The sequence below is a fragment of the Lentisalinibacter orientalis genome, assembly GCF_040706535.1.
GTDB lineage: Bacteria > Pseudomonadota > Gammaproteobacteria > Steroidobacterales > Woeseiaceae > Lentisalinibacter > Lentisalinibacter orientalis.
In genome coordinates, this window is record NZ_JAPDRJ010000001.1 from 520,369 (window position 1) to 545,494 (window position 25,126).

General features: G+C 70.5%; 22 protein-coding genes. 12 read left to right on the forward strand and 10 right to left on the reverse strand.

Annotated elements, in window-relative coordinates; translation table 11 throughout:
• Positions 1–145: 145 nt before the first annotated feature.
• Positions 146–958, forward strand: coding sequence for a bifunctional DNA-formamidopyrimidine glycosylase/DNA-(apurinic or apyrimidinic site) lyase (gene mutM, locus ACJMK0_RS02195; RefSeq protein ID WP_405235177.1), 813 nt, complete (start codon positions 146–148; stop codon positions 956–958).
• 57 nt (positions 959–1,015) lie between these two features.
• Here mutM and coaD read toward each other — a convergent pair whose 3' ends face one another.
• Positions 1,016–1,501, reverse strand: a complete 486-nt coding sequence (coaD, locus tag ACJMK0_RS02200) for a pantetheine-phosphate adenylyltransferase (RefSeq protein WP_405235178.1) — start codon at positions 1,499–1,501, stop codon at positions 1,016–1,018.
• Complete coding sequence (rsmD, locus tag ACJMK0_RS02205) at positions 1,498–2,103, reverse strand: 16S rRNA (guanine(966)-N(2))-methyltransferase RsmD (RefSeq protein ID WP_405235179.1); 606 nt, start codon at positions 2,101–2,103, stop codon at positions 1,498–1,500. The genes coaD and rsmD overlap by 4 nt, the downstream gene beginning before the upstream one ends.
• Before the next feature lie 132 nt (positions 2,104–2,235).
• Here rsmD and ftsY point away from each other — a divergent pair, with 132 nt between their 5' ends.
• The 3 genes from ftsY to ftsX are packed head-to-tail and all read left to right on the forward strand — an operon-like array spanning position 2,236 to position 4,842.
• A complete protein-coding gene (ftsY, locus tag ACJMK0_RS02210; protein WP_405235180.1) occupies positions 2,236–3,198 on the forward strand; it encodes a signal recognition particle-docking protein FtsY in 963 nt (320 codons plus the stop codon).
• Positions 3,195–3,914: a cell division ATP-binding protein FtsE gene (gene ftsE / locus ACJMK0_RS02215; protein ID WP_405235181.1), complete on the forward strand. Its 720-nt coding sequence runs from the start codon at positions 3,195–3,197 to the stop codon at positions 3,912–3,914. Before ftsY ends, ftsE begins: the two co-directional genes overlap by 4 nt.
• Positions 3,898–4,842 carry a permease-like cell division protein FtsX gene (gene ftsX, locus ACJMK0_RS02220; RefSeq protein WP_405235182.1) on the forward strand — a complete coding sequence of 315 codons (945 nt, stop codon included), beginning with the start codon at positions 3,898–3,900 and terminating at the stop codon, positions 4,840–4,842. The genes ftsE and ftsX overlap by 17 nt, the downstream gene beginning before the upstream one ends.
• Here ftsX and ACJMK0_RS02225 read toward each other — a convergent pair.
• Entirely contained in the window at positions 4,815–5,432 is a 618-nt protein-coding gene (locus ACJMK0_RS02225) for a TetR/AcrR family transcriptional regulator (protein WP_405235183.1), read from the reverse strand. The two genes, ftsX and ACJMK0_RS02225, sit on opposite strands and share 28 nt — an antisense overlap.
• A 255-nt stretch (positions 5,433–5,687) precedes the next feature.
• On the opposite strand from ACJMK0_RS02225, the gene rpoH reads away from it, so the two are divergent.
• Positions 5,688–6,545 (forward strand): RNA polymerase sigma factor RpoH, encoded by an 858-nt coding sequence (rpoH, locus tag ACJMK0_RS02230; RefSeq protein ID WP_405235184.1) that lies wholly within the window; start codon positions 5,688–5,690, stop codon positions 6,543–6,545.
• A gap of 96 nt (positions 6,546–6,641) precedes the next feature.
• Here the strand turns inward: rpoH and ACJMK0_RS02235 are convergent, their stop codons facing one another.
• Complete coding sequence (locus ACJMK0_RS02235) at positions 6,642–7,001, reverse strand: DUF3465 domain-containing protein (RefSeq protein ID WP_405235185.1); 360 nt, start codon at positions 6,999–7,001, stop codon at positions 6,642–6,644.
• Between the two features lie 4 nt (positions 7,002–7,005).
• Positions 7,006–7,680, reverse strand: coding sequence for an OmpA family protein (locus ACJMK0_RS02240; RefSeq protein WP_405235186.1), 675 nt, complete (start codon positions 7,678–7,680; stop codon positions 7,006–7,008).
• Positions 7,681–7,890: 210 nt separating this feature from the next.
• Between ACJMK0_RS02240 and ACJMK0_RS02245 the strand changes: the two genes are divergently transcribed.
• The 3 genes from ACJMK0_RS02245 to ACJMK0_RS02255 all read left to right on the forward strand — a co-directional run bounded on the left by ACJMK0_RS02245 (position 7,891) and on the right by ACJMK0_RS02255 (position 11,039).
• Positions 7,891–8,358 carry an Mpo1 family 2-hydroxy fatty acid dioxygenase gene (locus ACJMK0_RS02245; protein WP_405235187.1) on the forward strand — a complete coding sequence of 156 codons (468 nt, stop codon included), beginning with the start codon at positions 7,891–7,893 and terminating at the stop codon, positions 8,356–8,358.
• A 199-nt stretch (positions 8,359–8,557) separates the two neighbouring features.
• Entirely contained in the window at positions 8,558–9,658 is a 1,101-nt protein-coding gene (locus ACJMK0_RS02250; protein WP_405237872.1) for an acyl-CoA dehydrogenase family protein, read from the forward strand.
• Complete coding sequence (locus ACJMK0_RS02255; protein WP_405235188.1) at positions 9,648–11,039, forward strand: MATE family efflux transporter; 1,392 nt, start codon at positions 9,648–9,650, stop codon at positions 11,037–11,039. The genes ACJMK0_RS02250 and ACJMK0_RS02255 overlap by 11 nt, the downstream gene beginning before the upstream one ends.
• A gap of 30 nt (positions 11,040–11,069) precedes the next feature.
• Here ACJMK0_RS02255 and ACJMK0_RS02260 read toward each other — a convergent pair whose 3' ends face one another.
• Positions 11,070–12,434, reverse strand: coding sequence for an MATE family efflux transporter (locus tag ACJMK0_RS02260; RefSeq protein ID WP_405235189.1), 1,365 nt, complete (start codon positions 12,432–12,434; stop codon positions 11,070–11,072).
• A 157-nt stretch (positions 12,435–12,591) separates the two neighbouring features.
• Here ACJMK0_RS02260 and ACJMK0_RS02265 point away from each other — a divergent pair, with 157 nt between their 5' ends.
• On the forward strand, positions 12,592–13,038 hold the full coding sequence (locus ACJMK0_RS02265; protein WP_405235190.1) for an SRPBCC family protein: 447 nt from the start codon (positions 12,592–12,594) through the stop codon (positions 13,036–13,038).
• On the forward strand, positions 13,035–13,577 hold the full coding sequence (locus tag ACJMK0_RS02270) for an NUDIX domain-containing protein (protein ID WP_405235191.1): 543 nt from the start codon (positions 13,035–13,037) through the stop codon (positions 13,575–13,577). Before ACJMK0_RS02265 ends, ACJMK0_RS02270 begins: the two co-directional genes overlap by 4 nt.
• Here the strand turns inward: ACJMK0_RS02270 and ACJMK0_RS02275 are convergent.
• Positions 13,519–14,121: a class GN sortase gene (locus tag ACJMK0_RS02275; protein WP_405229825.1), complete on the reverse strand. Its 603-nt coding sequence runs from the start codon at positions 14,119–14,121 to the stop codon at positions 13,519–13,521. The two genes, ACJMK0_RS02270 and ACJMK0_RS02275, sit on opposite strands and share 59 nt — an antisense overlap.
• Positions 14,111–16,243, reverse strand: a complete 2,133-nt coding sequence (locus ACJMK0_RS02280; RefSeq protein WP_405235192.1) for a marine proteobacterial sortase target protein — start codon at positions 16,241–16,243, stop codon at positions 14,111–14,113. The genes ACJMK0_RS02275 and ACJMK0_RS02280 overlap by 11 nt, the downstream gene beginning before the upstream one ends.
• 184 nt (positions 16,244–16,427) lie before the next feature.
• On the opposite strand from ACJMK0_RS02280, the gene pdsR reads away from it, so the two are divergent.
• Both pdsR and ACJMK0_RS02290 read left to right on the forward strand, forming a co-directional pair.
• Positions 16,428–17,117: a proteobacterial dedicated sortase system response regulator gene (gene pdsR / locus ACJMK0_RS02285; RefSeq protein WP_405235193.1), complete on the forward strand. Its 690-nt coding sequence runs from the start codon at positions 16,428–16,430 to the stop codon at positions 17,115–17,117.
• Positions 17,118–17,156: 39 nt separating this feature from the next.
• Entirely contained in the window at positions 17,157–19,133 is a 1,977-nt protein-coding gene (locus ACJMK0_RS02290; protein WP_405235194.1) for an ATP-binding protein, read from the forward strand.
• On the opposite strand, the gene ACJMK0_RS02295 is transcribed toward ACJMK0_RS02290, so the two are convergent.
• Together ACJMK0_RS02295 and gltB are read right to left on the reverse strand one after the other, a co-directional pair.
• On the reverse strand, positions 19,115–20,524 hold the full coding sequence (locus ACJMK0_RS02295; protein ID WP_405235195.1) for an FAD-dependent oxidoreductase: 1,410 nt from the start codon (positions 20,522–20,524) through the stop codon (positions 19,115–19,117). The genes ACJMK0_RS02290 and ACJMK0_RS02295 overlap by 19 nt on opposite strands.
• A 9-nt stretch (positions 20,525–20,533) precedes the next feature.
• The gene (gltB, locus tag ACJMK0_RS02300; RefSeq protein ID WP_405235196.1) at positions 20,534–25,003 is read right to left on the reverse strand and encodes a glutamate synthase large subunit; all 4,470 of its coding nucleotides are present in this window, start codon (positions 25,001–25,003) and stop codon (positions 20,534–20,536) included.
• Between the last annotated feature and the right edge of the window lie 123 nt (positions 25,004–25,126).

Below are 25,126 nucleotides of genomic sequence, written 5' to 3' on the forward strand. Positions count from 1 at the left end.
CGGTTCACACTCGGGCGAACGCGCGGAAACGGATTCGACCGTTGCCGTGGGATTTGGTGCCCTCCCGGTCGAATTTCAATAACATGGCGGCCCCAGTCCAGCATCGGTCCAGCACCACCCGAGCGCAGGCCGCGCTCCGTACGCCATGCCCGAATTGCCCGAAGTCGAGACCACCCGACGCGGCGTGGAGCCGCACCTGGCCGGCCGGCGCATCGCCGCGCTCGACGTGCGCGACCCGCGGCTGCGCTGGCCTGTGGCGCCGGACATCGCAGCCAGGGCCGAGGGGCAGCGCATCACGGCCGTGGACCGGCGCGCCAAATACCTGCTGATCCGGCTGGAGACCGGCAGCCTGATGCTGCACCTGGGCATGTCCGGCAGCCTGCGCATCGTGCCCGCGCAGGCGCCGCTTCGCACCCACGATCACCTGGAACTGATCCTGGACGACGGCCACCGGCTGCGCTTCCACGATCCGCGGCGTTTCGGCTCGCTGCACTGGGTGCCGCACGGAGCAGAACACCCGCTACTGGCGCGGTTGGGCCCGGAGCCGCTGGAACCGACGTTCGACGGCGCCTGGCTGCGACGGGCTTTCGCCGGCAGGCGGGCCGCCGTGAAGACGGCGCTGATGGACGCCCGCGTGGTCGTCGGCGTCGGCAACATCTACGCCAGCGAGGCACTGTTCCGGGCCGGCATCCACCCGACCCGTCCCGCGGGCCGCATCTCCCGGCAGCGTCTGGACCGCCTGGCGGAGGCGGTGAAGTCGGTCCTGTCCGAGGCCATAGCCGCGGGCGGCACCACGCTCAGGGACTTCTACGGCGGCGACGGCCAGCCGGGCTATTTCCGCCAGAGCCTGTCGGTCTACGGGCGGGCCGGCGAGCCCTGCCCGGGCTGCGGCGAGCCGGTCAGGCAGCGGGTGATCGGCCAGCGCTCGAGCTACTACTGTCCCCGCTGCCAGCGATAACGTCGAAGCGCCGCGGCCAGAGGGCTGCGACCGGATGGACCGGAGAGCGCCGCAACTCTAGTCGGCGGGGCGGCGCTCGAGCAGGGCCTTCTCCACCACCGGCGAGACGAACTCGCCCACGTCGCCGCCCAGCATGGCGATCTCCCGCACCAGGCTGGAGGAGATGTAGGTGTAGCGCTCGGTGGGCGTCAGGAACACGGTCTCCACCTCGTCGGTGAGATGCCGGTTCATGTTCGCGAGCTGGAACTCGTACTCGAAGTCCGAGACGGCGCGCAGACCGCGGATGATCGCCCCCAGGTCGTGCTGGCGGGCGAAATCGATGGTGAGTCCCTCGTAACCCATCACCTCGACGCCGGGAATGTCGGCCAGGACGGCCTCCGCCAGCGCCACCCGCTCGTCCAGGTCGAACATGGGCTGCTTGCCCGGGTTGGCGGCGATGGCCACCACGATGCGGTCGAATATCCGCGACGCCCGGCGCACCAGGTCCTCGTGACCTCGGGTGACGGGATCGAAGGTCCCCGGGTACATGGCGGCGATGCTCATAGCGCTCCCCCAGTCGGCTCGGTCCTGCCGAGCAGCACGAATCTCACGTTGCCGGCGGTCTTCTCCCGCCGGGTCTCGAGGCCCGGCGGCAGCCGGGGCGGCGAGCGGCGGTCGTGCTCCAGGTAAACCTGAGCGTCATCGGCCAGCCAGCCGCGGCCTGCGAGGAGTGTACACAATTCGTCGAGCCGGCCGTGACCGTAGGGCGGGTCGAGGAACACGACATCGAATGGCTCCGGTTCGCCGCCGGCCAGGAGGCGGTAGGCATCCGCGGCGAGCACCCGGCCGCCGCCAGCGCCCAGCGTCTCGAGGCTCCTCTCGATGGCGCGGGCGAGGCGGCGGTCGCGCTCGACAAACAGGGCGGAGGCAGCGCCCCGGGACAGGGCCTCGATGCCCAGGATACCGGTGCCGGCGAACAGATCCGCCACCCGGCTGCCGGCTAGTTGCGGCCGCAGCCAGTTGAACAGCGTTTCGCGGATGCGGTCGGTGGTGGGCCTGAGTCCTTCAGCCTCGGCGACGGGCAGGCGGCGGCCGCGCCAGCGCCCGCCGATGATGCGGACGCTGCCGGGCGGGCGCCGGGTGCCACGCTCAGGCCGCCGCGCCATTATCGTCCAGTACCGCGATCATCCCGCCCGCTGCGGGGCATCCGGAGATGGGGGTGTGCTGCTAAGATGTCGCGCTCCGGGCCGGGGTCCGCGGACAGCATACCGCGGCGGCACGCACTGACAACGAGGCACATGAAAGACGCTGCAGACAAGGCCGGGCGCAAGGGCTTCTTCAAGCGGCTGCGGGAGCGGCTGAACCGGGGCGACTCCTGGCTCACCTACGACCTCGCGAACCTGTTTCCGGGCGGCAAAATCGACGAGGACGCGCTGGAGGAACTCGAGACCCGGCTGGTGATGGCCGACGTGGGCGTCGAGACCAGCATGGAGATCATCGAGTCCCTGCGGAAGAAGCTCGCCCGCAAGGAGTTGAAGGACCTCGAGGCGCTGCTGCGCGGCCTGCGCGACGCCATGCTGGACATACTGCGCCCGGTGGAGGCGCCGCTGGAGGTGCCGGACGCGCCGCGTCCGTGGGTGCTGCTGATGGTCGGCGTGAACGGCGCCGGCAAGACGACCAGCATCGGCAAGATCGCGAAGCGTCTCGGCGACCAGGGCCTGACCGTGATGCTGGCGGCGGGCGATACCTTCCGGGCCGCCGCCGTCGAGCAGCTGCAGGCCTGGGGCGAGCGCAACGGCGTGCCGGTGGTGGCGCAGCAGACCGGCGCGGACCCGGCGGCCGTGGCCTGGGACGCCTGGGCGGCGGCGAAGGCCCGCGGCACCGATGTGCTGATTGCCGATACCGCCGGCCGGCTGCAGAGCCAGGGCGGCCTCATGGACGAGCTCGGCAAGATCGCCCGGGTGCTGGGCCGCCAGGACGAGACCGCGCCCCACGAGGTGATGCTGGTGCTGGACGCCGGACTCGGCCAGAACGCGCTGTCCCAGGCGGAGAAATTCAGCGCCGCCGTAAAGGTCACGGGGATCACGGTCACCAAGCTCGACGGCAGTGCCAAGGGCGGCGTGGTACTCGGCATCGCCAACCGCCTGGGTATCCCCATCCGCTACATCGGCGTCGGCGAGGGTGTGGACGACCTGCAGCCCTTCGACGCCGAGGAGTTCGTGGACGCCCTGCTGGACCTGGGAGGCGGCGCGGCGCGGTGATTCACCTGGAGAACATCACCAAGCGCTACGCCGGCCACGATGCGCTGCAGCGCCTCACGCTGGACGTGGACGCCGGGGAGATGGTCTTCGTCACCGGGCATTCCGGCGCGGGCAAGAGCACGCTGCTGAAGCTGATCGCGCTGATCGAGCGGCCCACGCGGGGCCGCATCGTGGTCAACAACCAGGATCTCGCCAGGGTCGGCCGCCGCCGCATCCCCCGCTACCGCCGCGACATCGGCATGGTGTTCCAGGACCACAAGCTGCTGTTCGACCGCAACGTGTTCGAGAACGTGGCGCTGCCCCTGATCATCACCGGAACGGGCAAGCGCGAGATCGGCCGCCGGGTACGCGCCGCGCTGGATCAGGTGGGCCTGCTGCGCCGCGAGAAGCAGATGCCCGAGACCCTGTCCAGCGGCGAGCAGCAGCGGGTGGGCATCGCCCGGGCCATCGTGGGCCGCCCCACGCTGCTGATCGCCGACGAGCCCACCGGCAACCTGGATCCGGAGCTCTCGCTGGAGATCATGCGCCTGTTCGAGCGCTTCAACGACATCGGCGTGACGCTGATGATCGCCTCCCACGACCTGCACCTGATCGGCGGCATGGGCCACCGCCGCATCGTGCTGGACAACGGCATGCTGGCAGGGGAGACCGGCGACGAGGAGCCGGACGGTCCGGTCTGGCTCAGGGAGACGCGGGGCGATGACGGCAACGGCTGAACGGCGCACCGGCGGTCCCGGCGCGTGGCTGTCCCGCCACGGGGAGACGGCGGTGGCCGCCCTGGGCCGGCTGGCCGCACAACCCCTGTCCACGCTACTGACCGTGCTGGTTATCGCCATCACGCTGGCGCTGCCCGCCGGGCTGCACCTGGGCGTAAAGAACGCCGCGCAGCTCTCGGGAGGCTGGGAGAGTGCGGTGGACTTCTCGGTGTACCTCGACCTCGGCATCAGCGAGGAGGATGCGCGCCGGCTCGCCGGCATTATCGAGAGCCGTGCCGACGTGGAACGGGTGGAGTTCATCAGCGCCGCCGAGGCACTGGCGGATTTCAAGACGGGATCCGGTTTCGGCGACGCGCTGGATGCGCTGGACGACAACCCGCTGCCGCACACGCTGGTGGTGCGCCCCGCCGTCGCGGGCAACGACTCGCTCATCGAGTTGCTGCGCGAGGAGCTCACCAACCTGCCCGAGACCGACCTGGTGCAGCTCGACACCGCCTGGGTGCAGCGCTTCAACGCGACGCTGGACCTGATCCGCCGGGTGATCCTGATCACCGCGCTGCTGCTGGGCGCGGCGGTGATCATCGTCATCGGCAATACGATCCGGCTGGACATCCAGAACCGCCGGGACGAGATCGTGGTGACCAAGCTGATCGGCGCGAGCGCCGGCTTCATCCGCCGGCCGTTCCTCTACTCGGGCCTCTGGTACGGCATCGGCGGGGGACTGCTGGCGCTGGCCCTGGTGGCCGTCTCGCTGTGGCTGACCTCGGACGGAGTCGCCCGGCTGGCCGGCCTGTACGGCAGCGGTTTCCGGCTGAGCGGACTGGACTGGCGTGAGAGCCTGACCGTGCTCGGCACGGGGGCGTTTCTGGGCTGGTTCGGCTCCTGGTTCGCCGCCGCCCGTCACATGCGGCGCATCGAACCGCGCTGATCGGCGGAGGCGGCCAGCGCGGCGAGCACCGTGCGCACGATGCCCTCCACCGCGTCGCGGGAGGGACGGCCCCGGCAGATCACGCGGATGCCCCACAGGTTGTTCACCAGGAATGCGGCGGTGGCATCGGCGTCGAGCCCGGGGTCCAGCTCGCCGGTCTCGCTCGCGCGCCGCAGCGCCCGGCCGAACAGCGACTCGATGCGGCGCAGCCCGCCCGCGAGCTCGCCCTGCACGTCGGGGTCGTGGTGGGAATACTCGAGCATCGCGTTCACCATCAGGCAGCCGCGGTGCCTCGGGTCGTCGAGGGTCTCGTCGACCAGTGCCAGAAAGAACTGCCGTATCGCCTCGAGCGGAGAGTCGGCCTCGCGCAGGGACTCGCGGAGGCGCTCGGCGGAGTCCGCCTGGTAGGCCCTCAGTACTTCCAGGAACACGCCCTTCTTGCTGCCGAACGCGGCATACAGACTGCCCGGCTTGAGCCCGGTGGCCTGGACCAGGTCGCTGACGGAGGTGCCCCGGTAGCCGCGCTGCCAGAAAACCTCCGTGGCCCGCCCGATGACCTCGGCCCGGTCGAAAGATGGTGGTCGTGGCATGGTCTCCCGCCCTTAAAACTCCCGTGCAGTCATGATGTTACCTATTCTTGAATAAATATTCAATAATGTGCTATAATTTTGGCTGTGAGATGGCGCCGGCGGGCACGGGAATGTGTCCCGCCGCATCCGGCGGCCGGAGGGAGGCGAATATCCCGTCCGGCAAACCGGGATCGGGCGCCAGTGGTTTAGCACTCTGAAGATGTGAGTGCTAAGATTTTGAATGCAAGTCCTGACCGGGAAGGTAGGAAAAAGGAAATGACGACAGCTTTGGCTCGCAGAGAACAGGAAATGATGCTCGCCGGACCGGTGGGCAGCCTCGACGCCTACATCCAGGCGGTGGGGTCCGTGCCTGTGCTCAGCAAGGAGGACGAGCAGGCCCTCGCGCGCCGTTTCCGGGACGAGGAAGACCTGGACGCCGCCCGCTCGCTGGTGCTCGCGCACCTGCGCTTCGTGGTGCATATCGCGAAGGGCTACATGGGCTACGGCCTGGCGCTGAACGACCTGATCCAGGAGGGCAACGTGGGCCTGATGAAGGCCGTGAAGCGCTTCGACCCCGACGTGGGCGTGCGCCTCGTATCGTTCGCCGTGCACTGGATCCGTGCCGAGATCCACGAGTTCGTGCTGCGCAACTGGCGCGTGGTCAAGGTGGCCACCACCAAGGCCCAGCGCAAGCTGTTCTTCAATCTGCGCCGCTCCAAGAAGAACCTCGCCTGGCTGTCGCCGGAGGAGACCGAAGCGGTGGCCGAGGACCTGGGCGTCAGCACCGCCGAGGTCACCGAGATGGAGAAACGGCTGGCCGCCCGCGACAGCACGTTCGACCTCCCGGTGGACGACGAGGAGGCCTACACGCCCGCCCACTATCTGCCGAGCCCGGATGCCGATCCGGCGGTGCTGGTGGAAGGCGAGGACTGGGAGCAGGAGACTTCCGGACGCCTCGTGGAGGCGCTGAACGCGCTCGACGAGCGCAGCCGGCACATCCTCGAGAGCCGCTGGCTCAGCGAGGAGAAGATGACCCTGCAGGATCTCGCGGATCACTACGGCGTGTCCGCCGAGCGCATCCGTCAGATCGAGAGCGCAGCCATCAAGAAGCTGAAGGCACGCATGGGCGTCTGAGAAACGGCCGGCTGGCCCGGCGACTTCGGAAGATCAGAAAAAACGGCGCCTGCGGGCGCCGTTTTTCGTTGGCGTGGGCAGCCTGTCAGCCGGCGACTAGCAATAGCGACGGCGCCGGTATTCCACCCAGCCGCCCTCCTCCAGGCCGCGGGGATCGCGGTGGGTCCAGTGCACGGTGCCGCCCAGGTCGTTCCACTCGTAGAGGCCGCGGAAACCGATCCGGTCGGCCATGCCCAGCGGCACCCGCGGGGCCACCTCGAGGTTATGCGCAATCAGCAGCGACTGGCCGGCAGGCGTCCTCACCACGAAGCGCTGGTGGGGGCCGTGCTCGTCGTCGTCACCGAGGAGGCGCACCACCCGGCCGCTGCCCTCCACCCATTCGTCGTGCGTCCGCTTGTCGAAAGGCCGGTCGGGCTCCGCGCCCGACCGGCCCTTCTTCCGTCGTCTCGCGGGCACGCCGTCAGGCGGTGACGGGCACCAGCGTCAGCTCCACCCGGCGGTTGGCCTGGCGGCCTTCCGGCGTCGAGTTGTCCGCGACCGGCCGGCTCTCGCCCATACCCACCGTGATGATGCGCTGATTCATCACGCCCTGGGACTGGAGGAAGCGCGCCACCGACGCGGCCCGCCGCTCGGACAGGCGCTGGTTGTACTCGTCGGTGCCCGTGCTGTCCGTGTGGCCGGCGACTTCCACCACCGTCTGCTCGTACTTGTCGAGGACCTTGGCGACGGAGTTCAGCACGTCGAAGAACGCGGGGTTCAGATCCGCGCTGTCGGTGGCGAAGGTCACGTTACCGGGCATGTTGAGCGTGATGTTCTCGCCCATGCGGGTGACGCTCACGCCCGTGCCTTCGAGTTCGGCGCGCAGTTCCGCCTCCTGGCGGTCCATGTAATAGCCGACGGAGCCGCCCGCCAGCGCGCCGATGCCGGCGCCGATCAGCGCGCGCTGACGGCGCTCCACGGCATCGTCGCCGGAGATGAGGCCGATGACCGCGCCGGCCGCCGCACCGATGGCCGCGCCCTTGGTGGCGCTGGCCGTCTTCTCCTCGCGGGTGTAGGGGTCGAGCGTGGTGCAGGCGCCCAGCGTGAAGGTCGTCATCGTGACGGCGGCGAGCACCAGCAGTTTCCTGGATTCCATGGTTGACCTCTCTTTGGTTGTCCTCTTTGACTGTCCTGTTCGACTGCCCGGGAATGCGATCCCCCGGCCCGGAGCCATCTCCGGCGGACAGAGATTTCCGACAGTTCCATAGTATACGCGTTCAACCTGAACGCCGGATTAACGCCGCGCGCCGTGCCCGCACTCTGTGCGCCGGCCGCCATGTAGAATGCGCGGCAGGAGGAGACGCCCATGCGTACGGCCGAATTCTGGCTGGACCGTTATTCCCGTCATCACCGTCATCGGCTGAACCGCATGCTGCACGGCGTCGCCGTCCCGCTGGCGGTCGTCGGCCTCACCGGCCTGCTGTGGGCGCTGCCGGTCCCCGCTGCGTTCACCGATATCTCCCCGGCACTGAACTGGGGCACGGCGTTCCTGCTGTCGGCCGTGGTCTACTACTTCATCCTCTCCATCCCGCTGGCTATCGGGCTGCTGCCGTTCGTGCTGGCCGCCACCGGCATCCTGGGGCGCCTGGAAGGACTCTCGCCCGCGCTCTGGCAGACCTCGCTCACGCTGTTCCTGGCCGCGCTGGTGCTGCAGGCCGTCGGACACCTGCTGGAGGGCGGCCGGCTGCGGGTGCTCGAGGACCTGCACTACCTCATGATCGGCCCGGTATGGATGATGGCCGGCGCCTTCCGGCGCCTGGGTATACCGTACTGAGACGGACGGCGCGGCCTCCCGTGGCCGTTGTTATACTTGCAGGCCGCCCCGAAGCGCCGCCGCTTCGCCCGTTCGAACGCCACACCCAGGAGGCCCGGCAGTGGCCAGCACACAACCCGCGAGCTCAGGCGCCGGCCGCAACCGGCTGGACCCCCTCGATCTCTACGACGTCGACGCCGAACTCGGCGACGAGGAGCGCATGGTGCGGGACTCCGTGGCCCGCTTCGTCGACGACCGGGTGCTGCCCGTCATCCGGGAGTGCTTCGAGAAGCATCTCTTCCCCCGGGACCTGATCCCCGAGGTGGCGGAACTGGGACTGCTCGGCAGCTCCATCGAGGGTTACGGCTGCGCCGGCCTGAACGGCGTCTCCTACGGCCTGATCTGCCAGCAGCTGGAGCGGGGCGACAGCGGCTTGAGGAGTTTCGTCTCGGTGCAGTCCAGCCTGGTGATGTATCCCATCCACGCCTTCGGCAGCGACGAGCAGAAGGAACGCTGGCTGCCGGCCCTGGCCACCGCCGAGGCCATCGGCTGCTTCGGACTCACCGAGCCCCAGGGCGGCTCGGACCCCGGCAACATGAAGACCCACGCGAAGCGCGACGGCGACGACTGGGTGCTGAACGGCGCGAAGATGTGGATCACCAACGCCCCCATCGCCGACGTGGCCGTGGTCTGGGCCATGACGCCGGAGGGCGTGCGCGGCTTCATCGTGGAAACGGATACGCCGGGCTTCGAGGCGCGGGAGATCCACGACAAGTTCTCCCTGCGCGCCTCCTCCACCGGCGCGCTGTTCCTGGACGACGTACGCGTGCCGGCCTCGGCCATGCTGCCGGGCGTGAAGGGCCTGAAGGGGCCGCTGTCCTGCCTGACCCAGGCCCGCTACGGCATCACCTGGGGCGCCATCGGCGCCGCCCAGGCCTGTCTCGCCGAGGTGCTCGCCTACACGGCCGAGCGGGAGATGTTCGGCCGGCCGCTGAACCATACCCAGACCATCCAGATCCGCATGGCCGACATGGCCCGGCGCATCACCACCGCGCAGCTGCTATCGCTGCGTCTCGGCCGGCTCAAGGACAACGGCCGGCTGCAGCCGAGCCAGGTGTCGCTGGCCAAGTGGAACAACGTGCGCATGGCGCTCGACATCGCCCGGGACGCCCGCGACATCCTCGGCGGCAGCGGCATCAGCGCCGAGTACGTGCCCATCCGACACATGCTGAACCTCGAGAGCGTGATCACCTACGAGGGCACCGAGACCGTCCACCAGCTCATCATCGGCAAGGAACTCACCGGCATCAATGCCTTCTGAGGGGCATGCGCCGGGTGCCGGCCCGGCGAGCCCTGCCACCCCTCGTCCCAGACATGGGGACGTCTGGCGCATCGCCGCGCCGCTGATCCTGTCGAACATCTCGGTGCCGCTGCTCGGCATGGTGGACACCGCCGTGATGGGCCATCTCGAGGAGCCCTGGTATCTCGGCGCGGTGGCGGTCGGTGCCACCATCTTCAGCTTCCTCTACACCGGCGTGAACTTCCTGCGCATGGGCACGACGGGGCTCGCCGCCCAGGCCTGCGGCGCCCGCGACGGTGCCGCCGTGCGCACCAGCATCGGCCAGGCGGTCATCGTCGCGCTGGCCATCGCGTTCGTCCTGATCGCGCTGCAGCAGCCGGCCGGCAGCATCGCGCTGGCGCTGCTCGGGCCCGGACCCGAGGTGGCGGAGTTCGCCCGCGTGTATTTCGACGTGCGCATCTGGAGCGCGCCGGCGACGCTGGCCAACTACGCCATCGTCGGCTGGTTCATCGGCCTGCAGAACGCCCGCGTGCCGCTGGCCATCGTGCTGGTGATCAACCTCACCAACATCGTGCTCGACCTGGTGTTCGTGGTCGGGCTCGGCATGAAGACCGAGGGCGTGGCGCTGGCCTCGGTGATGGCGGAGTTCACCGGCCTGGCCGTCGGCCTCGGGTTCGTCGCCCGGGAACTGAAACGCTGGCCCGGCCGCTTCGAGCGGGCCGCGCTCACCCGCATGGACAGGTACGGGCCGTTCTTCTCGGTGAACGGCAACCTGTTCCTGCGCACGATGGCGCTGATGTTCGCGCTGGGCTTCCTGACCGCCCGCAGCGCGCGCCTCGGCGACGTGCTGCTGGCCGCCAACGCCATCCTGCTGAACCTGCAGTATCTGCTCTCCTACGCCCTGGACGGCCTGGCCCACGCCGCCGAGGCCCTGGTGGGCAAGGCCATGGGCGAACGCAGCCGCGACAACCTGCGCCGCGCCGTGCGTCTCAGCCTGCTCTGGTCGCTGGCGGTCGCGGTGGCGTTATCCCTGTTCTACGCGCTCGCCGGCCCCGCCATCATCCGCCTGCTCACAGAACTGCCCGAGGTGGTGAGCGCGGCGCTGACCTACCTGCCCTGGCTGGTGGCCTCGCCGGTGGTCTCCGTGTGGAGCTTCCTCTACGACGGCGTCTTCGTCGGCGCCACCCGGGCGCGGGAGATGCGCAACATCATGGTGCTCTCCGCCTTCGGCGTCTTCGTGCCGGTCTGGTTCCTCACCCAGCCCTGGGGCAATCACGGCCTGTGGTTCGCATTCCTGGCCTTCATGGGGGCGCGGGGAATCGGCATGCACTGGTACTACCGCCGCGTGGTGGCCGATCCGTGGCCGACACCGCGGCGCTACGACGACCGGTCGGCCCCGTAGTCTGCCCCACGGTCGGCCCGCCCGCCGCCCTCAGGCCGGGGTTCGCAGCATGTCCGCCTTCTGTCGCTCCACCTCACGCACCGCCCAGCGCCAGGCGCCGATGCCGCAGATGACGTTGGCGGCCGCGTAGGCGGCGAAGATGCCGGCGAAACCGGTCAGGGCCGAGCCCGCCCACGCCAGCGGCAGGTAGATGACCACCATGCGCATGACGGAGACCACCACCGCGGGCAGCGGCCGCCCCATGCCGTTGAACGAGGCGTTCATCACCATGACCATGCCGGCCGTGCCGTAGCTGACGGGCACGATCAGGAAGTAGGTGGCCGCCACCGTCACCACGCGGGGCTCCTCGCTGAACAGCGCCGCCAGCGGCCGGCCGAACACCGCCAGCGCCAGCGCCAGCACCAGGCCGAGTCCCAGGCAGAAGCGGGTGCACAGCGACAGCGCCTCGATGATGCGCTCCGGCTTCCGTGCCGAGAGGTTCTGGCCGACGACGGGACCGATGATGGCCGACATGGCGAAGAAGGTGATCAGCGTCATGCCCTCGACCCGGCTGGCCACGCCGAAACCCGCCACCACCTCCGGCCCGTAGTCGGCGAGCATGGCCGTCACCACGCCGATGCTGACGGGGATGATGGCGTTGGTGCCCGCCGCCGGCAGACCGACGTGGAGGATGCGCCGCCAGGAGGCCCGGATGGCGGCGAGCCCGGGCCATTCCAGCGTGAGCAGCCCGAGGCGGAAATGCAGCACCCAGATGGCGCCCACGAAGGCCGCGGCGCGGCCGATCAGCCCCGCCACCGCCGCGCCGGTGAGCTCCATGCGCGGGAACGGACCGAGGCCGAAGATCAGCAGCGGATCCAGCGCCGCCGTGAGCAGCGCCGAGGCAATCATCAGCATGCCCGGTATGCGCGCATCGCCCGTCGCCCGCAGCGAGGCCATGCCCACCATCGGCACCACCACGAACACCATGCCGGCGTACCACACCAGCATGTAGTCGCGGATCATCGGGATCATGTCCGGCGGGGCGCCCAGCAGGCGGAACAGCGGTTCGATGGTGAGCGCCCCGATCACGGCCAGCACCAGCGTGATCAGGAAGGCGAGCACCAGGGCGTCGGTGGCGATGCGCCGGGCCTGCTCCGGGTCGTGGGCGCCGATGGCCCGGGCCAGCACGGAGGAGGTGCCGGCGCCGAGGCCGATGGCCACCGAGGACAGCGTGAATACCACCGGGAACGTGAACGCGATGGCCGCCAGCGGATCCGGCCCGAGCTGGCCGACGAACCAGGTGTCCACCAGGTAGACGCCCATAGTGGCCGAGATGCCGATCATCATCGGCAGCGTCATCGCCACGAGGTGGCCGCCGACCGGACCTTCGGTGAGCTTCGCTGTCTGCTGCCGCATGAGAGGATCGCCAACGCGCGGGGGCGGCTACTGTAACCGATGGCAGTGCCGCGGGCAGCGGCGGGCGGCCGCCGCCCGGCCGCAAGGCGCCGGCGTGTCGGTGTCCGCCGTCATCGGCGGCTGTTATCCTCGCGCCTCCCGGTGCCCCGAGAACCCCGTGAACATCGAACTGAGCCGCCGTATCCGCCGCGACATCCCCGCCGTCAGGGGCGCGGTCGCCGACCCCGGACGCCTGCCCGCGTGGCAGCCCACGCTGAAGGACGTGCGCACGCTCAGCGGTCGCCGCGGCGAGCCGGGCAGCGTCTGCGAGCTGGTCTACGACGAGAACGGCCGGGAGGTGCGGCTGGAGGAGACCGTCACGGACTCCCGCGAGCCGGAGTTGCTGGAGTTCACCTATCGGGGCGGACAGGCCGTCAGCCGCATCCGCCACTGGTTCGCGAGTCCCGCCCCGGGCGAGACCGTCTGGACGGTGCACTGCCGGTTCCGCTTCCAGGGATTCCGGGCGCGGCTGCTGGCACCCTTCATGAAGGGCCCCCTGCGCCGGCGCATCGACGGCGACATGGGCCGCCTGCAAGCGCTCCTCGAGCAGGAGGATTCGTCTTGACCTGGAAACGACTCACCTCGCGGACGGTGTACGAGAACGACTGGATCACGGTGTTCGAGGACGACGTCGTCAACCCGAACGGCGGGCACAACCGCTACGGCCACGTCCATTTCAAGAACCGGGCCATCGGCATCGTGCCCCTCTCCGACGAAGGCGATACCTGGCTGGTGGGCCAGCAGCGCTACACCCTGGGCGAGTGGTCCTGGGAGATCCCCATGGGCGGCTGCAGCGGCGAGGAACCGCTGCAGGCGGCGCAGCGCGAGCTGCAGGAAGAGACGGGCCTGACCGCGGAGCGCTGGCAGGAGGTGATGCGACTGCACACCAGCAACTCCATCACGGACGAGTCCGGTTTCGTGTTCCTCGCCGAAGAGCTCTCGACAGGGGAGCCCGCCTTCGACGAGACCGAGAAGCTCGCGATCCGCCGGCTGCCGCTCGCCGACGCGGTGCGCATGGTGATGGCCGGCGAGATCACGGACGCCATCAGCGCGGCCGGGCTGCTGCGGGTGTGGCTGGGTCGCCAGCCGTCCGCTCTGCCGTGACCAGGTAGCGCAGCGGGCCGCCCGGACGCGCCGCGTCGAAGGGATAGCAGGTCACCAGCGTCAGCCGGTCGTCGGGGTCGTCGAGACCGATGCCGTCCGTGCGCGCATCCAGCACCTCGCTGCCGGTCACCCGGTAGCGCAGCCGGCGGCCGTCGGCAATCTCCAGCTCCAGCTCGTCCCCGGGCTCCAGTTCGGCCAGGAAGCGGAAATGGGTGTCGCGGTGACCCACCAGCACGGTGTTGCCGGCCGCGCCGGGCGCCGCGCTGGCCTCCAGGTGACCGGGGCCGAAGGCGAGCGTGCGGCCGCTGCCGCCGGACAGCACCACGAGGTCCACCATGCCGCCGATCGCGGCCAGCCGTGCCACCGGAAAGGTATCGGCCCAGGGCCACGGGTGTACCGCCTGCGCCCCTGTCCGGGTCTCCTCCCAGGCCTCGCGCAGCAGGCTCTGGGCCGCCCAGGCCTTCAGCGGCAGCCAGGCGCCCGCGCCCAACTGCCAGAGTCCGATGGCGAGCACCGCGGCCACGGCGAGGCGCTCAGGCCGCACGGCAGCGCCTGACGTCCTGCACCCGCAGCCCGACGAGCAGGCCGAGGCCGAGGAGCAGACAGACGAGGCCGATCATGCGGCGCAGCGGGGCGGGCGTGCCGGTGGCGGGCAGGTTGTACACGGCCGCCGTCTGGCCCCGGGGCAGCAGTGACGGGACCCGCCCTTCCTGCAGCCCCGCGCCGACGGGGCGCGACGGGCTGCGGTCGACGGCCACCAGGCTGGTGTAGCCGCTGACCAGGTGATGATCGAGCGCGGTCCTGACGATCTCCGCCCGGATGCGGTCCTCCGGCGCGCCGGCGCGGCGGGCATCCTCCAGCGCCTCGATGCGTGACCGCGCCCAGAGCTTGCCGACGCCCGGATAGGCCCGCGCCTCGTCGAACACCAGCTGGCGCATCCAGTAGCCGTCGCCCTGCCGGCCGCTCACCGTCACCAAGGCGCCCGGCGGCGGCGGCCGCTCGAAGCGCGCGCTCACCATCAGCGGCTCGCCGTGGTAGAGGTCGGGCACGGGCGCGGGGTAGACCTCGGCGGCCGCGCCGGCCGGCCAGTCCACGGCGATGTCGGTCAGAGCCGGGCGCTCGAGCCGGCGGAACAGCCGCTCCATGCGCCCGCTTACCTCGCCGGCGTCGCCGATCACCAGCGCCGAGCCCCGGCCCGCCGCGGCGGCCTTGCGCATGAACCACCGGTTCGGCGCGGAACCAATCGCCACCGTGAACAGCCGCGACTCGCCCAGCCGCGCGCGGATGAGCTCCAGCAGTGCCGACTCGTTGCCGACGCTGCCGTCCGTGATGAAGACGATCTGACGCAGCCGTCCCGAGGCGCCAGGCCGCAGGGCGGCGGCGAGCGCCGGCTCCATCTCAGTGCCGCCTTCGGCCGCAAGATCCGCCACCAGCTCCAGCGCCTCTTGCCGCCACAGCCGTTCGCCGGGCACCGGCGCCGGGAAGAAGGCCCGGGTGCGGCTGTTGAACTCGATGACGTTGAACCGGTCCTCCGGCCGCAGCCGCGACAGCGCCATCGACAGGGCCGCCTTCGCCTGCTCCAGCGAGGCGCCGTGCATGGAACCGGAGGTGTCGACGACGAAGACCAGTTCCCGTGGGGGGGCCGGAGCGCCGCGAGGCTCCTCGCCGTGGGGCGGCTGAAAGAACAGTAGCCAGGTCCGGGCGCCGGCTTCGCCGGTGCCGCGGAAGAGGGTCGCGGCGGGCATGGCGCCGGGCAGCGGACGCCAGGCGATCTCCAGATCCCGGTCCATGGGCACGTCGCGGCCGTCGAAGCCGATGCGCCAGGCCCGGCCTTCCCGGGCCGTCCGCAGCGGATGGTAGCGGCCGGTGACCCCGGCCAGTTCCACGCCGGCGTCGATGACGCCCTCCAGCGTAAGGCGGTGGCCGTCCGAGCGTGTGGCCATCGCCGGGGCAAAGGGCGGGCTGATGGCTTCGGCATCGGGCACCTGATCGGTGCCCGCGTCGCGATCTCCCTCGCCGGGCTCGAGCGCACGCCCCGGGATGTAGCGCGGGGTGAGCGTCAGCGGCAGATGCAGGCCGTACTCGCCGTCGTCGTAGTCCACCGTCTGCTGCCAGGCGATCTCGATCTCCACGGTCTCGCCCGGGCCCACGTTGGCCAGCCGGGTGGTGAACAGGTTCGGGCGCTGGCGGTCCACCAGCACGGTGCGGCGGCCGGCCTCCCTTGCCTCGCGATACACGCGCTCGGCCTCGGCCTTCTCCCGGATCTCGCCCTCTATCACGGTGCTGCCGTAGCGCATGGTGAGTTCGTCGACGGCGGCACCGGCGGGCAGCGGGAAGGTATAGACGCCCTCCACCCAGCCGTCCCGGTCGTTGCGGAAGCGCTGGGTGAGCCGCACCCGGGCGATCAGTCCGCTCACCTCCAGATGCACCGCCGAGGAGAGATGCGGCGCGGCGCTCGCCCGGCCGTCGCCCTGCCACTCCAGGGGCGACGCGGCGACCACCCCGGCCATCAGGAACAGGCAGGCGAGGGCTGCCGCCGTCGCCACCGCCATCGCCACCGCCCTTGCCAGCATCCCCGCCAGCGCCATGGCAATGGCCGGCGCTGCCGCCGGCTCCGCCGCCTGCGTCCGCCGCACCGTCGCCGTGTCTCCGTTCGAGCGTCTCATCGGCCTGCCTCCTCCGGATACCTGTCCACTTCCCATGGCATCGATTGCAGCAGGCCAACGGGGCAGGGCGCGGCCGGCTCCATGGCACATCGCGGACGGAATGTGGCAAATTGTGGCGTTCCCCCTGTCGCGACGGCCGTCACCAGGCCGGTCGCGACCCCGTCGCCAGACCACGGAGCCGCCGGTGAAGAGACGTATCGCCATCGTCGAGGACGAGCCCGCCATCCGCGAGAACTACGCGGCCGCCTTCCGTCGGGAGGGCTACGAGGTGGAAGGCTGGGGCGACCGGCACTCGGCGCTGGAGTCCTTCCACGCGCGCCTGCCGGACCTGGTGATCATCGACGTGAACCTGGCCGACGACGTCGAGGGCGGCTTCGAGCTGTGCCGGGAGCTGCGGGGCATGTCCGCCGCCGTCCCCATCCTGTTCCTCACCGCCCGGGACAGCGAGCTGGACGCCATATCCGGCCTGCGCCTCGGCGCCGACGACTACCTCACCAAGGACATCAGCCTGCCCCACCTGCTGGCCCGGGTGGCCGCGCTGTTCCGCCGCCTGGAGGCGGTGAGCGGCGGCGGCGACGAGACCGTCATCCGCCGCGGCGAGCTGGAGATCGACGTGGACCGGCTGGCCGTGCGCTGGCGGGGCCAGCCCGTGCCGCTCACGCTCACCGAGTTCTGGCTGGTGCATGCGCTGGCCCGCTATCCGGGCCACGTGCGCAACCGTCAGCAGCTCATGGACGCGGCCAGCGTCGTGCTGGACGACAACACGATCACGTCCCACATCAAGCGCATCCGGCGGAAGTTCCAGTCCCTGGATCCGGAGTTCGGCGCCATCGACACGGTCTACGGCGTGGGCTACCGCTGGCTCGCGGACTGACGGCCGGGCAGTCCCGGGACCGGCCAGGAAACCGCCGACGTGGGCCTCCGATCGCAGCTCGCTCTCATAGGGCTCATCACGCTGACGCTGCCCTGGGCCGGCTGCCAGTATCTCCGCGAGACCGAGGAGGCACTGCGACAGGGTCAGCAGACGCTGCTGCTGGACACAGGCCAGAGCCTGGCCGCGCTGCTGGCGGACCGTCCCGCGCTGTTCCCGGAGTCGGCGGAGGTGCCCGGCGCGCTCACCCTGTACGCGCACCCCATCGAGGGCACGCCCGTGCTGGACGGGTTCGCCGACGACTGGGTGACGCCGGGCGGAGCGGCACCGGTGGCGGTCGGCGACGCGGCGCGGCTGCTGGTGGGCGGCAACGCCCGCCATCTGTATGTCTTCCTGGACGTGACCGCCGCCGGCGACGCCGCCGGCAAGCGTATCGAACTGGCGCTCGCGCCCGACGCACCGGCCTGGCGCTTCTCGCCGGTGGCGCCCGGCCCGCTGGCCGCGACGCGGCAGATCCGCGGCGAAGGAGAACGGACCGAGCCGCGCGTGCAGGGCTGGTGGACGCCGACCACCGACGGCTTCAACCTGGAAGTGCGCCTGCCGCGGGAGCTGGCGGGCGACCGGCTGGGCGTGCGCGTGCTGGATGCGGAGGGCTCACGGCTGCTCGCGGCCACCCACGAGCCGGGCCGGCCGGGGCGGCTCGCCGCGCCTTCCCCCGCCCTTGCCGGGCTCCTGCGCAACTATGCTCGGCCGGGCCTTGAGCTGGCCGTGGCCGACGCCGCGGGCTGGCGCCTCGCCGAAGCCGGCGGCCTGGCCACGGACCGGCGCGCCGAGGAACCCACGGCCGCCACCCGCCTGTACCGCCGCCTGCTCGGGGAAACGGTGCCGCCGCTGCCGCCCGAGCCCGCCACCGGCCGCGTCACCCTGCCCTGGGTCGGGGCCGCGCTGGACGGCACGCCGGAGAGCGTGTGGCGCCGGGCGCGGGACAGCGGCCAGGCGGTGGTTAGCGCGGCGACGCCGGTGCGCCACGGGGGCCGGGTGATCGGCGCGGTGGTCATGAAGGAGTCCAGCGCGGCCATCCTTACCCTCACGAACCGGGCGCTGGCCCGACTGACCTCGCTGACCCTGATCGCCACGCTCGCGGTGGCCGCCGCCCTGCTCGGCTATGCCACCTGGCTGTCGGTGCGCATCACCCGGCTCAGCCGGGCTGCCGACCGGGCCATGGGCGCGAGCGGACAGATCCGCGCCGGGCTGCCCAGCGCTTCGGCCCGCGACGAACTGGGCGACCTGTCCCGCAGCTTCTCCCGCCTGCTCGCCCGCGTGCAGGAGACCAACGAGTATCTGCGCACGCTGGGCGCGCGGCTCTCCCACGAGCTGCGCACGCCGCTGGCGGTGGTGACCTCGTCGCTGGACAACCTGGAAGACGTGGGCCTCGCCCCGGAGCAGGAGGACTATGCCGTGCGCGCGCGGGAGGGATCACGCCGCCTGCAGGCCATCCTCAACGCCATGAGCGAGGCCAGCCGCACCGAGCAGGCGGTGACCGGCGCGGAAACGGAGTTCTTCGATCTGGCGGAGGTGGCCGCCTCCGCCGCGGAAGGCTACGCGCTGGCCTACCCGGAGCGCGAGTTCCGGCTGAGCCGTGACGCGGACGCCGCGCCGGTGGCCGGCGTGCCGGAACTCTTGGTGCAGATGCTGGACAAGCTGGTCGCCAATGCCGTGGAGTTCAGCGCGCCCGGCGCCGGGATCGACATCCGCGTCGCCACCGCCGGCGGCAGCGTCACGCTGGCCGTGGCGAACCCGGGGCCGCCGCTGCCCGAACACATGCGCGAGAGCATCTTCGACTCGCTGGTCTCGGTGCGGCCCGACCGGACGGCGAGCCACCTGGGGCTGGGTCTCTACATCGCCCGCCTGATCGCCGAGTCCCACGGCGGACGCATCACCGCCGCCAACCTGGCGGACGGCAGCGGCGTCGTTTTCTCGGTGGAGATACCGCTGGCGGCTCAGGCAGAAGACAGGTAGTCGACGATGCCCTTGGCCGCCTCCCGGCCCTCGAACACCGCGGTGACCACCAGGTCGGAACCCCGCACCATGTCGCCGCCGGCGAAGATCTTCGGGTTGGAGGTCTGGAACGGATAGCGGCTGCCGTTCAGCCACACCCGGCCGTTCGGGCGGGTGCGGATCTCGAAGTCATCGAACCAGTCCGCCGGTGACGGCCGGAAGCCGAAGGCGATGATCACGGCGTCCGCCGGCAGGATGTGCTCCGTGCCGGGCACGGGTTCCGGGCGGCGGCGTCCGCCCGGGCCGGGCTCGCCCAGACGGGTCTCGATCAGCTTCACGCCGGTGACCTGGTCGCCCCCCACGATCTCGATGGGCTGCTGATTGAACAGGAAGGTCACGCCTTCCTCGCGGCTGTTCACCACCTCGCGGCGGGAGCCCGGCATGTTCTCCTCGTCGCGCCGGTAGGCGCAGGTGACGCTGGCCGCACCCTGGCGGATGGCCGTGCGGTTGCAGTCCATGCCGGTGTCGCCGCCGCCGAGCACCACCACGCGCTTGCCGGCCATGCTGATGCGCGGTTCCGAGCGCCGGCCCATGCCGAGTTCCCGGTACACGTTGGACACCAGGTAGGGCAGCGCCTCGTGGACGCCGGGCAGGTCCTCGCCCGGGAAGCCGCCGCGCACGTAGGTGTAGGCGCCCATGCCGAGGAACACAGCGTCGTAGTCCGCCAGCAGCTGCTCGAACGGCACATCCTCGCCGATGCGGGTCTCCAGCACGAACTCGACGCCCATGCCTTCCAGGATTTCGCGGCGCTTGCGCACGACCTCCTTCTCCAGCTTGAACGGCGGGATGCCGAAGGTCAGCAGGCCGCCGATCTCGGAGTAGGCGTCGTAGACCACGGATGCGACGCCGTTGCGGGCGAGCACGTCGGCGGCGGCGAGGCCCGCCGGTCCCGCACCGACGATCGCCACCCGCTTGCCGGTGGGCTCCACGTGGGAGAGATCCGGGCGCCAGCCGAGCTTCAGCGCCTCGTCCGTGATGTACTTCTCGATGTTGCCGATGGCGACGGCGCCGAGGCCGTCGTTCAGCGTGCAGGCACCCTCGCACAGGCGGTCCTGGGGGCAGACCCGGCCGCAGACCTCGGGCAGGGAGTTGGTCTGGTGACTGAGCTCGGCGGCCGCCAGGATGTTGCCCTCGTCGATCAGCTTCAGCCAGTTCGGGATGTAGTTGTGCACCGGGCACTTCCACTCGCAGTACGGGTTGCCGCAGTTGATGCAGCGCCCGGCCTGGTCGGCGGCCTCCTCGGCGGTGTACTGGCCGTAGATCTCCCGGTAGTTGGTGATGCGCTCCTCGGCCGGCAGCTTGTCCGGGTCCCGGCGCGGTATCTCCATGAATTGCAGCGGACGTTCTACCATGACCCTTCCTCAGGCCGCCTCGCGCAGCGATTCGATCAGCGAGCCGAGCTCGGCGGCCTTCGGCTTCACCACCCAGAACTTCGGCAGCCAGGTGCGGAAGTCCTCCAGCAGCTCCTGGCCCCACTCGCTGCCCGTGTAGCGGACGTGCCGCTCGATGAGCTCGCGCAGATGATGCAGGTGCGCCTCCATGCTCTCCGGCGTGATGCGGTGGATGTCGATCAGCTCGTGGTTGTAGCGGTCGACGAAGTCCCGCTCCTCGTCCAGCACGTAGGCGAAGCCGCCGGTCATGCCGGCGCCGAAGTTCACGCCCGTGCGCCCGAGCACCACCACGACACCGCCGGTCATGTACTCGCAGCAATGGTCGCCGGAGCCCTCCACGATGGCCGTGGCGCCGGAGTTGCGCACGGCGAATCGCTCGCCCGCCACGCCGGCGGCGTACAGCGCACCGCCGGTGGCGCCGTACAGGCAGGTGTTGCCGATGATCACGGTATCGCGCGCGACGAAGCCGGCGCCCGGCGCCGGCCGCAGCACGATGCGCCCGCCGGTCATGCCCTTGCCCACGTAGTCGTTGGCGTCGCCCTGCAGCGTGAGATTCAGGCCCGCCACGTTCCAGCAGCCGAAGCTCTGGCCGGCGGTGCCTTCCAGCTCGATCTCGATGGGCGCGTCCGCCATACCCAGGTTGCCGTGGCGCCGGGCGATCTCGCCGGCGAGCCGCGCGCCGATGGAGCGGTTGAAGTTGCGCACCTCGTAGCGGAACGTGCCGCCGGAGAGCGACTCGATGGCCGGCAGCACGTCGGCCACCATCTGTTCGGCCAGCTCGCCCTTGTCGAAGGGCTCGTTGCGCGGATCGATGCAGAAGCGCGGCTTGTCCTCGGCCAGCCCGGCGTCGGAGAGGATGGGCGAGAGGTCGAGGCGGCGCTGGCGGGGCGTCTCGCCGGGCAGCAGTTCCAGCAGCTCGGTGCGCCCGATCACCTCTTCCAGGCTGCGCGCGCCGATGGAGGCCAGCACCTCCCGGGTCTCCCGGGCGACGAAGCGGAAGAAGTTCTCGACCATCTCGGGCAGGCCGATGAAGTACTTCGAGCGCAGCGTCTCGTTCTGGGTGGCGATGCCGGTGGCGCAGTTGTTCAGGTGACAGACCCGCAGGTACTTGCAGCCCAGGGCCACCATCGGCGCAGTGCCGAAGCCGAAGCTCTCGGCGCCCAGGATGGCCGCCTTCACCACATCCAGCCCGGTCTTCAGGCCGCCGTCGGTCTGCAGCCGCACGCGGTGGCGCAGGTCGTTGGCGCGCAGCACCTGGTGGGTCTCGGACAGCCCGAGTTCCCAGGGGCTGCCGGCGTACTTCACCGAAGTCAGCGGGCTCGCGCCGGTGCCGCCGTCGTAACCCGAGATGGTGATCAGGTCGGCGTAGGCCTTGGCCACGCCCGCGGCGACCGTGCCCACGCCGGGCTCGGACACCAGCTTCACGGAGACCAGCGCCTGCGGGTTCACCTGCTTCAGGTCGAAGATGAGCTGAGCCAGGTCCTCGATGGAGTAGATGTCGTGATGGGGCGGCGGCGAGATGAGGCCGACGCCGGGCTTGGCGTAGCGCAGCCGGGCGATCATCTCGTTCACCTTGTGGCCGGGCAGCTGGCCGCCCTCGCCGGGCTTCGCGCCCTGGGCGATCTTGATCTGCAGCACCTCGGCGTTCACCAGGTATTCCGCCGTGACGCCGAAGCGCCCCGAGGCCACCTGCTTGATCTTGGACATGCGCTCGGTGCCGTAGCGGTCCGGGTCCTCGCCGCCCTCGCCTGAGTTCGAGCGGGCGCCGAGCCGGTTCATCGCGATGGCCAGCGCCTCGTGAGCCTCCGGCGACAGCGCACCGAGGGACATGCCGGCGCTGTCGAAGCGGGGCAGGATCTTCTCTTCCGGCTCCACATCGTCCACGGTCAGCGGATTGTCGGTGGGCTTCAGGCGCATGAGATCGCGGAACGCCGCCGCCGGCCGCTCGTTCACCAGGCGGGCGTAATGGCGATAGCGCTCGTAGTCGCCGGTGCGTACGGCCGCCTGCAGCGTGGCCACCACGTCCGGGTTGTAGGCGTGGTACTCACCGCCGTGCACGTAGCGCAGCAGGCCGCCCTGATTGACCGGGGCCAGGTCGTTGAAGGCGAGCTCGGCGAGGCGGGTCTGGTCCTCGTGCAGATCGGCGAAGTTCGCGCCCTGCACGCGGCTGACCGTACCGCGGAAACAGCGCTCCACCACCTCGTCGCCGAGGCCCACGATCTCGAACAGCTGCGCGCCCCGGTAGCTCGAGATGGCCGAGATGCCCATCTTGGACATGATCTTGAACAGGCCCTTGCGGATGCCGCGGCGGTAGCTGCGGCCGAGCTGCTGGGCGCTCTCGCGGCGGGTGTCCACATGGCCACGGCGCACCATGTCGTGCAGGCACTGGTAGGCGAGGTAGGGATAGACCGCCGTCGCGCCGTAGCCGATCAGGCAGGCGAAGTGATGCGGATCGCGGGCGTAGCCGGTCTCCACGATGATGTTGCAGTCGCAGCGCAGCCCCAGGCGCACCAGGTGATGGTGCACCGCGCCGGTGGCCAGCAGCGAGTGCACCGGCATGTGGTCGCGCTGGATGTAGCGGTCCGAGAGCATCACCAGCAGCTTGCCGGCGCGCACGGCGTCGGCGGCCTTCGCGCAGATATCGTCCAGCGCTGCGGACAGCGGCGTATCCTGCGGGTAGTTAAGGTCGATGAACTCGGTGGAGTCGGCGAACATGTCCTCGCTCACGAGCTGGCGCAGCTTGCGCTGGGACAGCACCGGCGAGTTCATGATGACCTGGCGGCCGTGCTCGGCGGTCAGCTCGAACAGGTTGCACTCCCGGCCGATGTTCGTCTGCAGCGACATCACGATGCGCTCGCGCAGCGAATCGATGGGCGGGTTGGTCACCTGGGCGAACTGCTGGCGGAAGAAGTCGAACAGCGGCCGCACCTGCCGGGACAGCACGGGCATGGGCGTGTCGTCGCCCATGGAGCCCACGGCCTCCGCCTGCGCCTCGGCCAGCACGCGGATGACCTCGTTGCGCTCCTCCGCGGTGAGATTGAACATCTTCTGGTAGCGCGCCAGCGTGCGGGTGTCGAAGGGCTCCGCCGCCATGTGTACGTCCACCAGCTCGGAGTCCAGGTAGCGCACGCCCTGCTTCAGCCAGCGCTTGTACGGCGCGCGCGTCTTCAGCATGTCGTGGATGCGGTGGGTGTCGAGCAGTTCGCCGGTCTCGAGATCCACGGCCAGCATCTCGCCGGGACCGAGGCGGCCCTTCCTGACGACGTTCGCCGCGTCGTATTCGTACACGCCCACCTCGGATGCCACGGTGAGGTGGCGGTCGCGGGTGAGTACGTAGCGGGCGGGCCTGAGGCCGTTCCTGTCCAGCGTGCAGGCCGCATAGCGGCCGTCGGTCAGCACGATGCCGGCCGGTCCGTCCCAGGCTTCCATGTGGCAGCCGAAGAACTCGTAGAACGCCTGCACGTCCGGGTCCATGTCGTCCATGCCCTGCCAGGCGGGCGGGATGAGGATGCGCATGGCCTGCAGCACGTCCATGCCGCCGGCCAGCATCACCTCCAGCATGTTGTCCAGGCTGGACGAGTCCGAGCCGGACAGCGAGACCAGCGGCATCAGGTCCGAGACGTCGGGCAGCTTCTCCGAGGTGAAGTTGGCCGCCCGGGCGCGCGCCCAGTTGCGGTTGCCGCGGATGGTGTTGATCTCGCCGTTGTGGGCGAGCAGGCGGAACGGCTGGGCGAGCCGCCACTGGGGCCAGGTGTTGGTGGAGAAGCGCTGGTGGAACACGGCCACCGAGGTCTCCATGCGCGGGTCGCGCAGGTCCGGGTAGAAGACCGGCAGCGCGGCCGGCATCACCATGCCCTTGTAGGAGATGGTGTTGGCGCAGAGACTCGCCACGTAGAAGCAGTCGTCGGTATCGGCGAGCGCGTTCTCCGCCCGCCGCCGGGCTATGAACAGCTTGCGGTTGAACGCCGCCCGCGCCATGCCGCCGGGAGCATTGACGAACAGCTGGGCGATGTGCGGCAGGGTACGCAGCGCCTCGTCGCCGCAGACCGAGGTGTCCACCGGCACGTCGCGCCAGCCGGCCGGCTCCAGGCCCGCGCGGGTCAGTTCCTCCTCGAGACGGCGCCGGCCGCGCTCGCGCAGATCGGCGTCGCGATGCAGGAAGATCGTGCCGGCGGCGTAACGCTGGGACAGTTCGATGCCGGCGTCGGCGGCGACGCCTCGCAGGAAGCGGTCCGGCGTCTTCAGCAGCAGGCCGCAGCCGTCGCCGGTCTTGCCGTCCGCCGCCACCGCGCCCCGGTGGGTCAGGCGCTTGAGCGCCCCGATGGCGGTCTCCACGACCCAGGCGCTCGGCTCGTCGTCGAGATTGGCGATGAGCCCGAATCCGCAGCTGTCCCGCTCGAAGGCGGGATCGTAGAGCGATCCTTCGGTCGGCTTGGTCATGGCTACACCTGGCGCAAGGGGCCGGAGCCGGCACCGTGGTAGATGCGCTCCGGTCCGGGTTTCTGGTGATGGGGGCTCGGGTCCGCGCCGGGCCGTCCCGGCGCCGCGACCGGGTCACGCCCG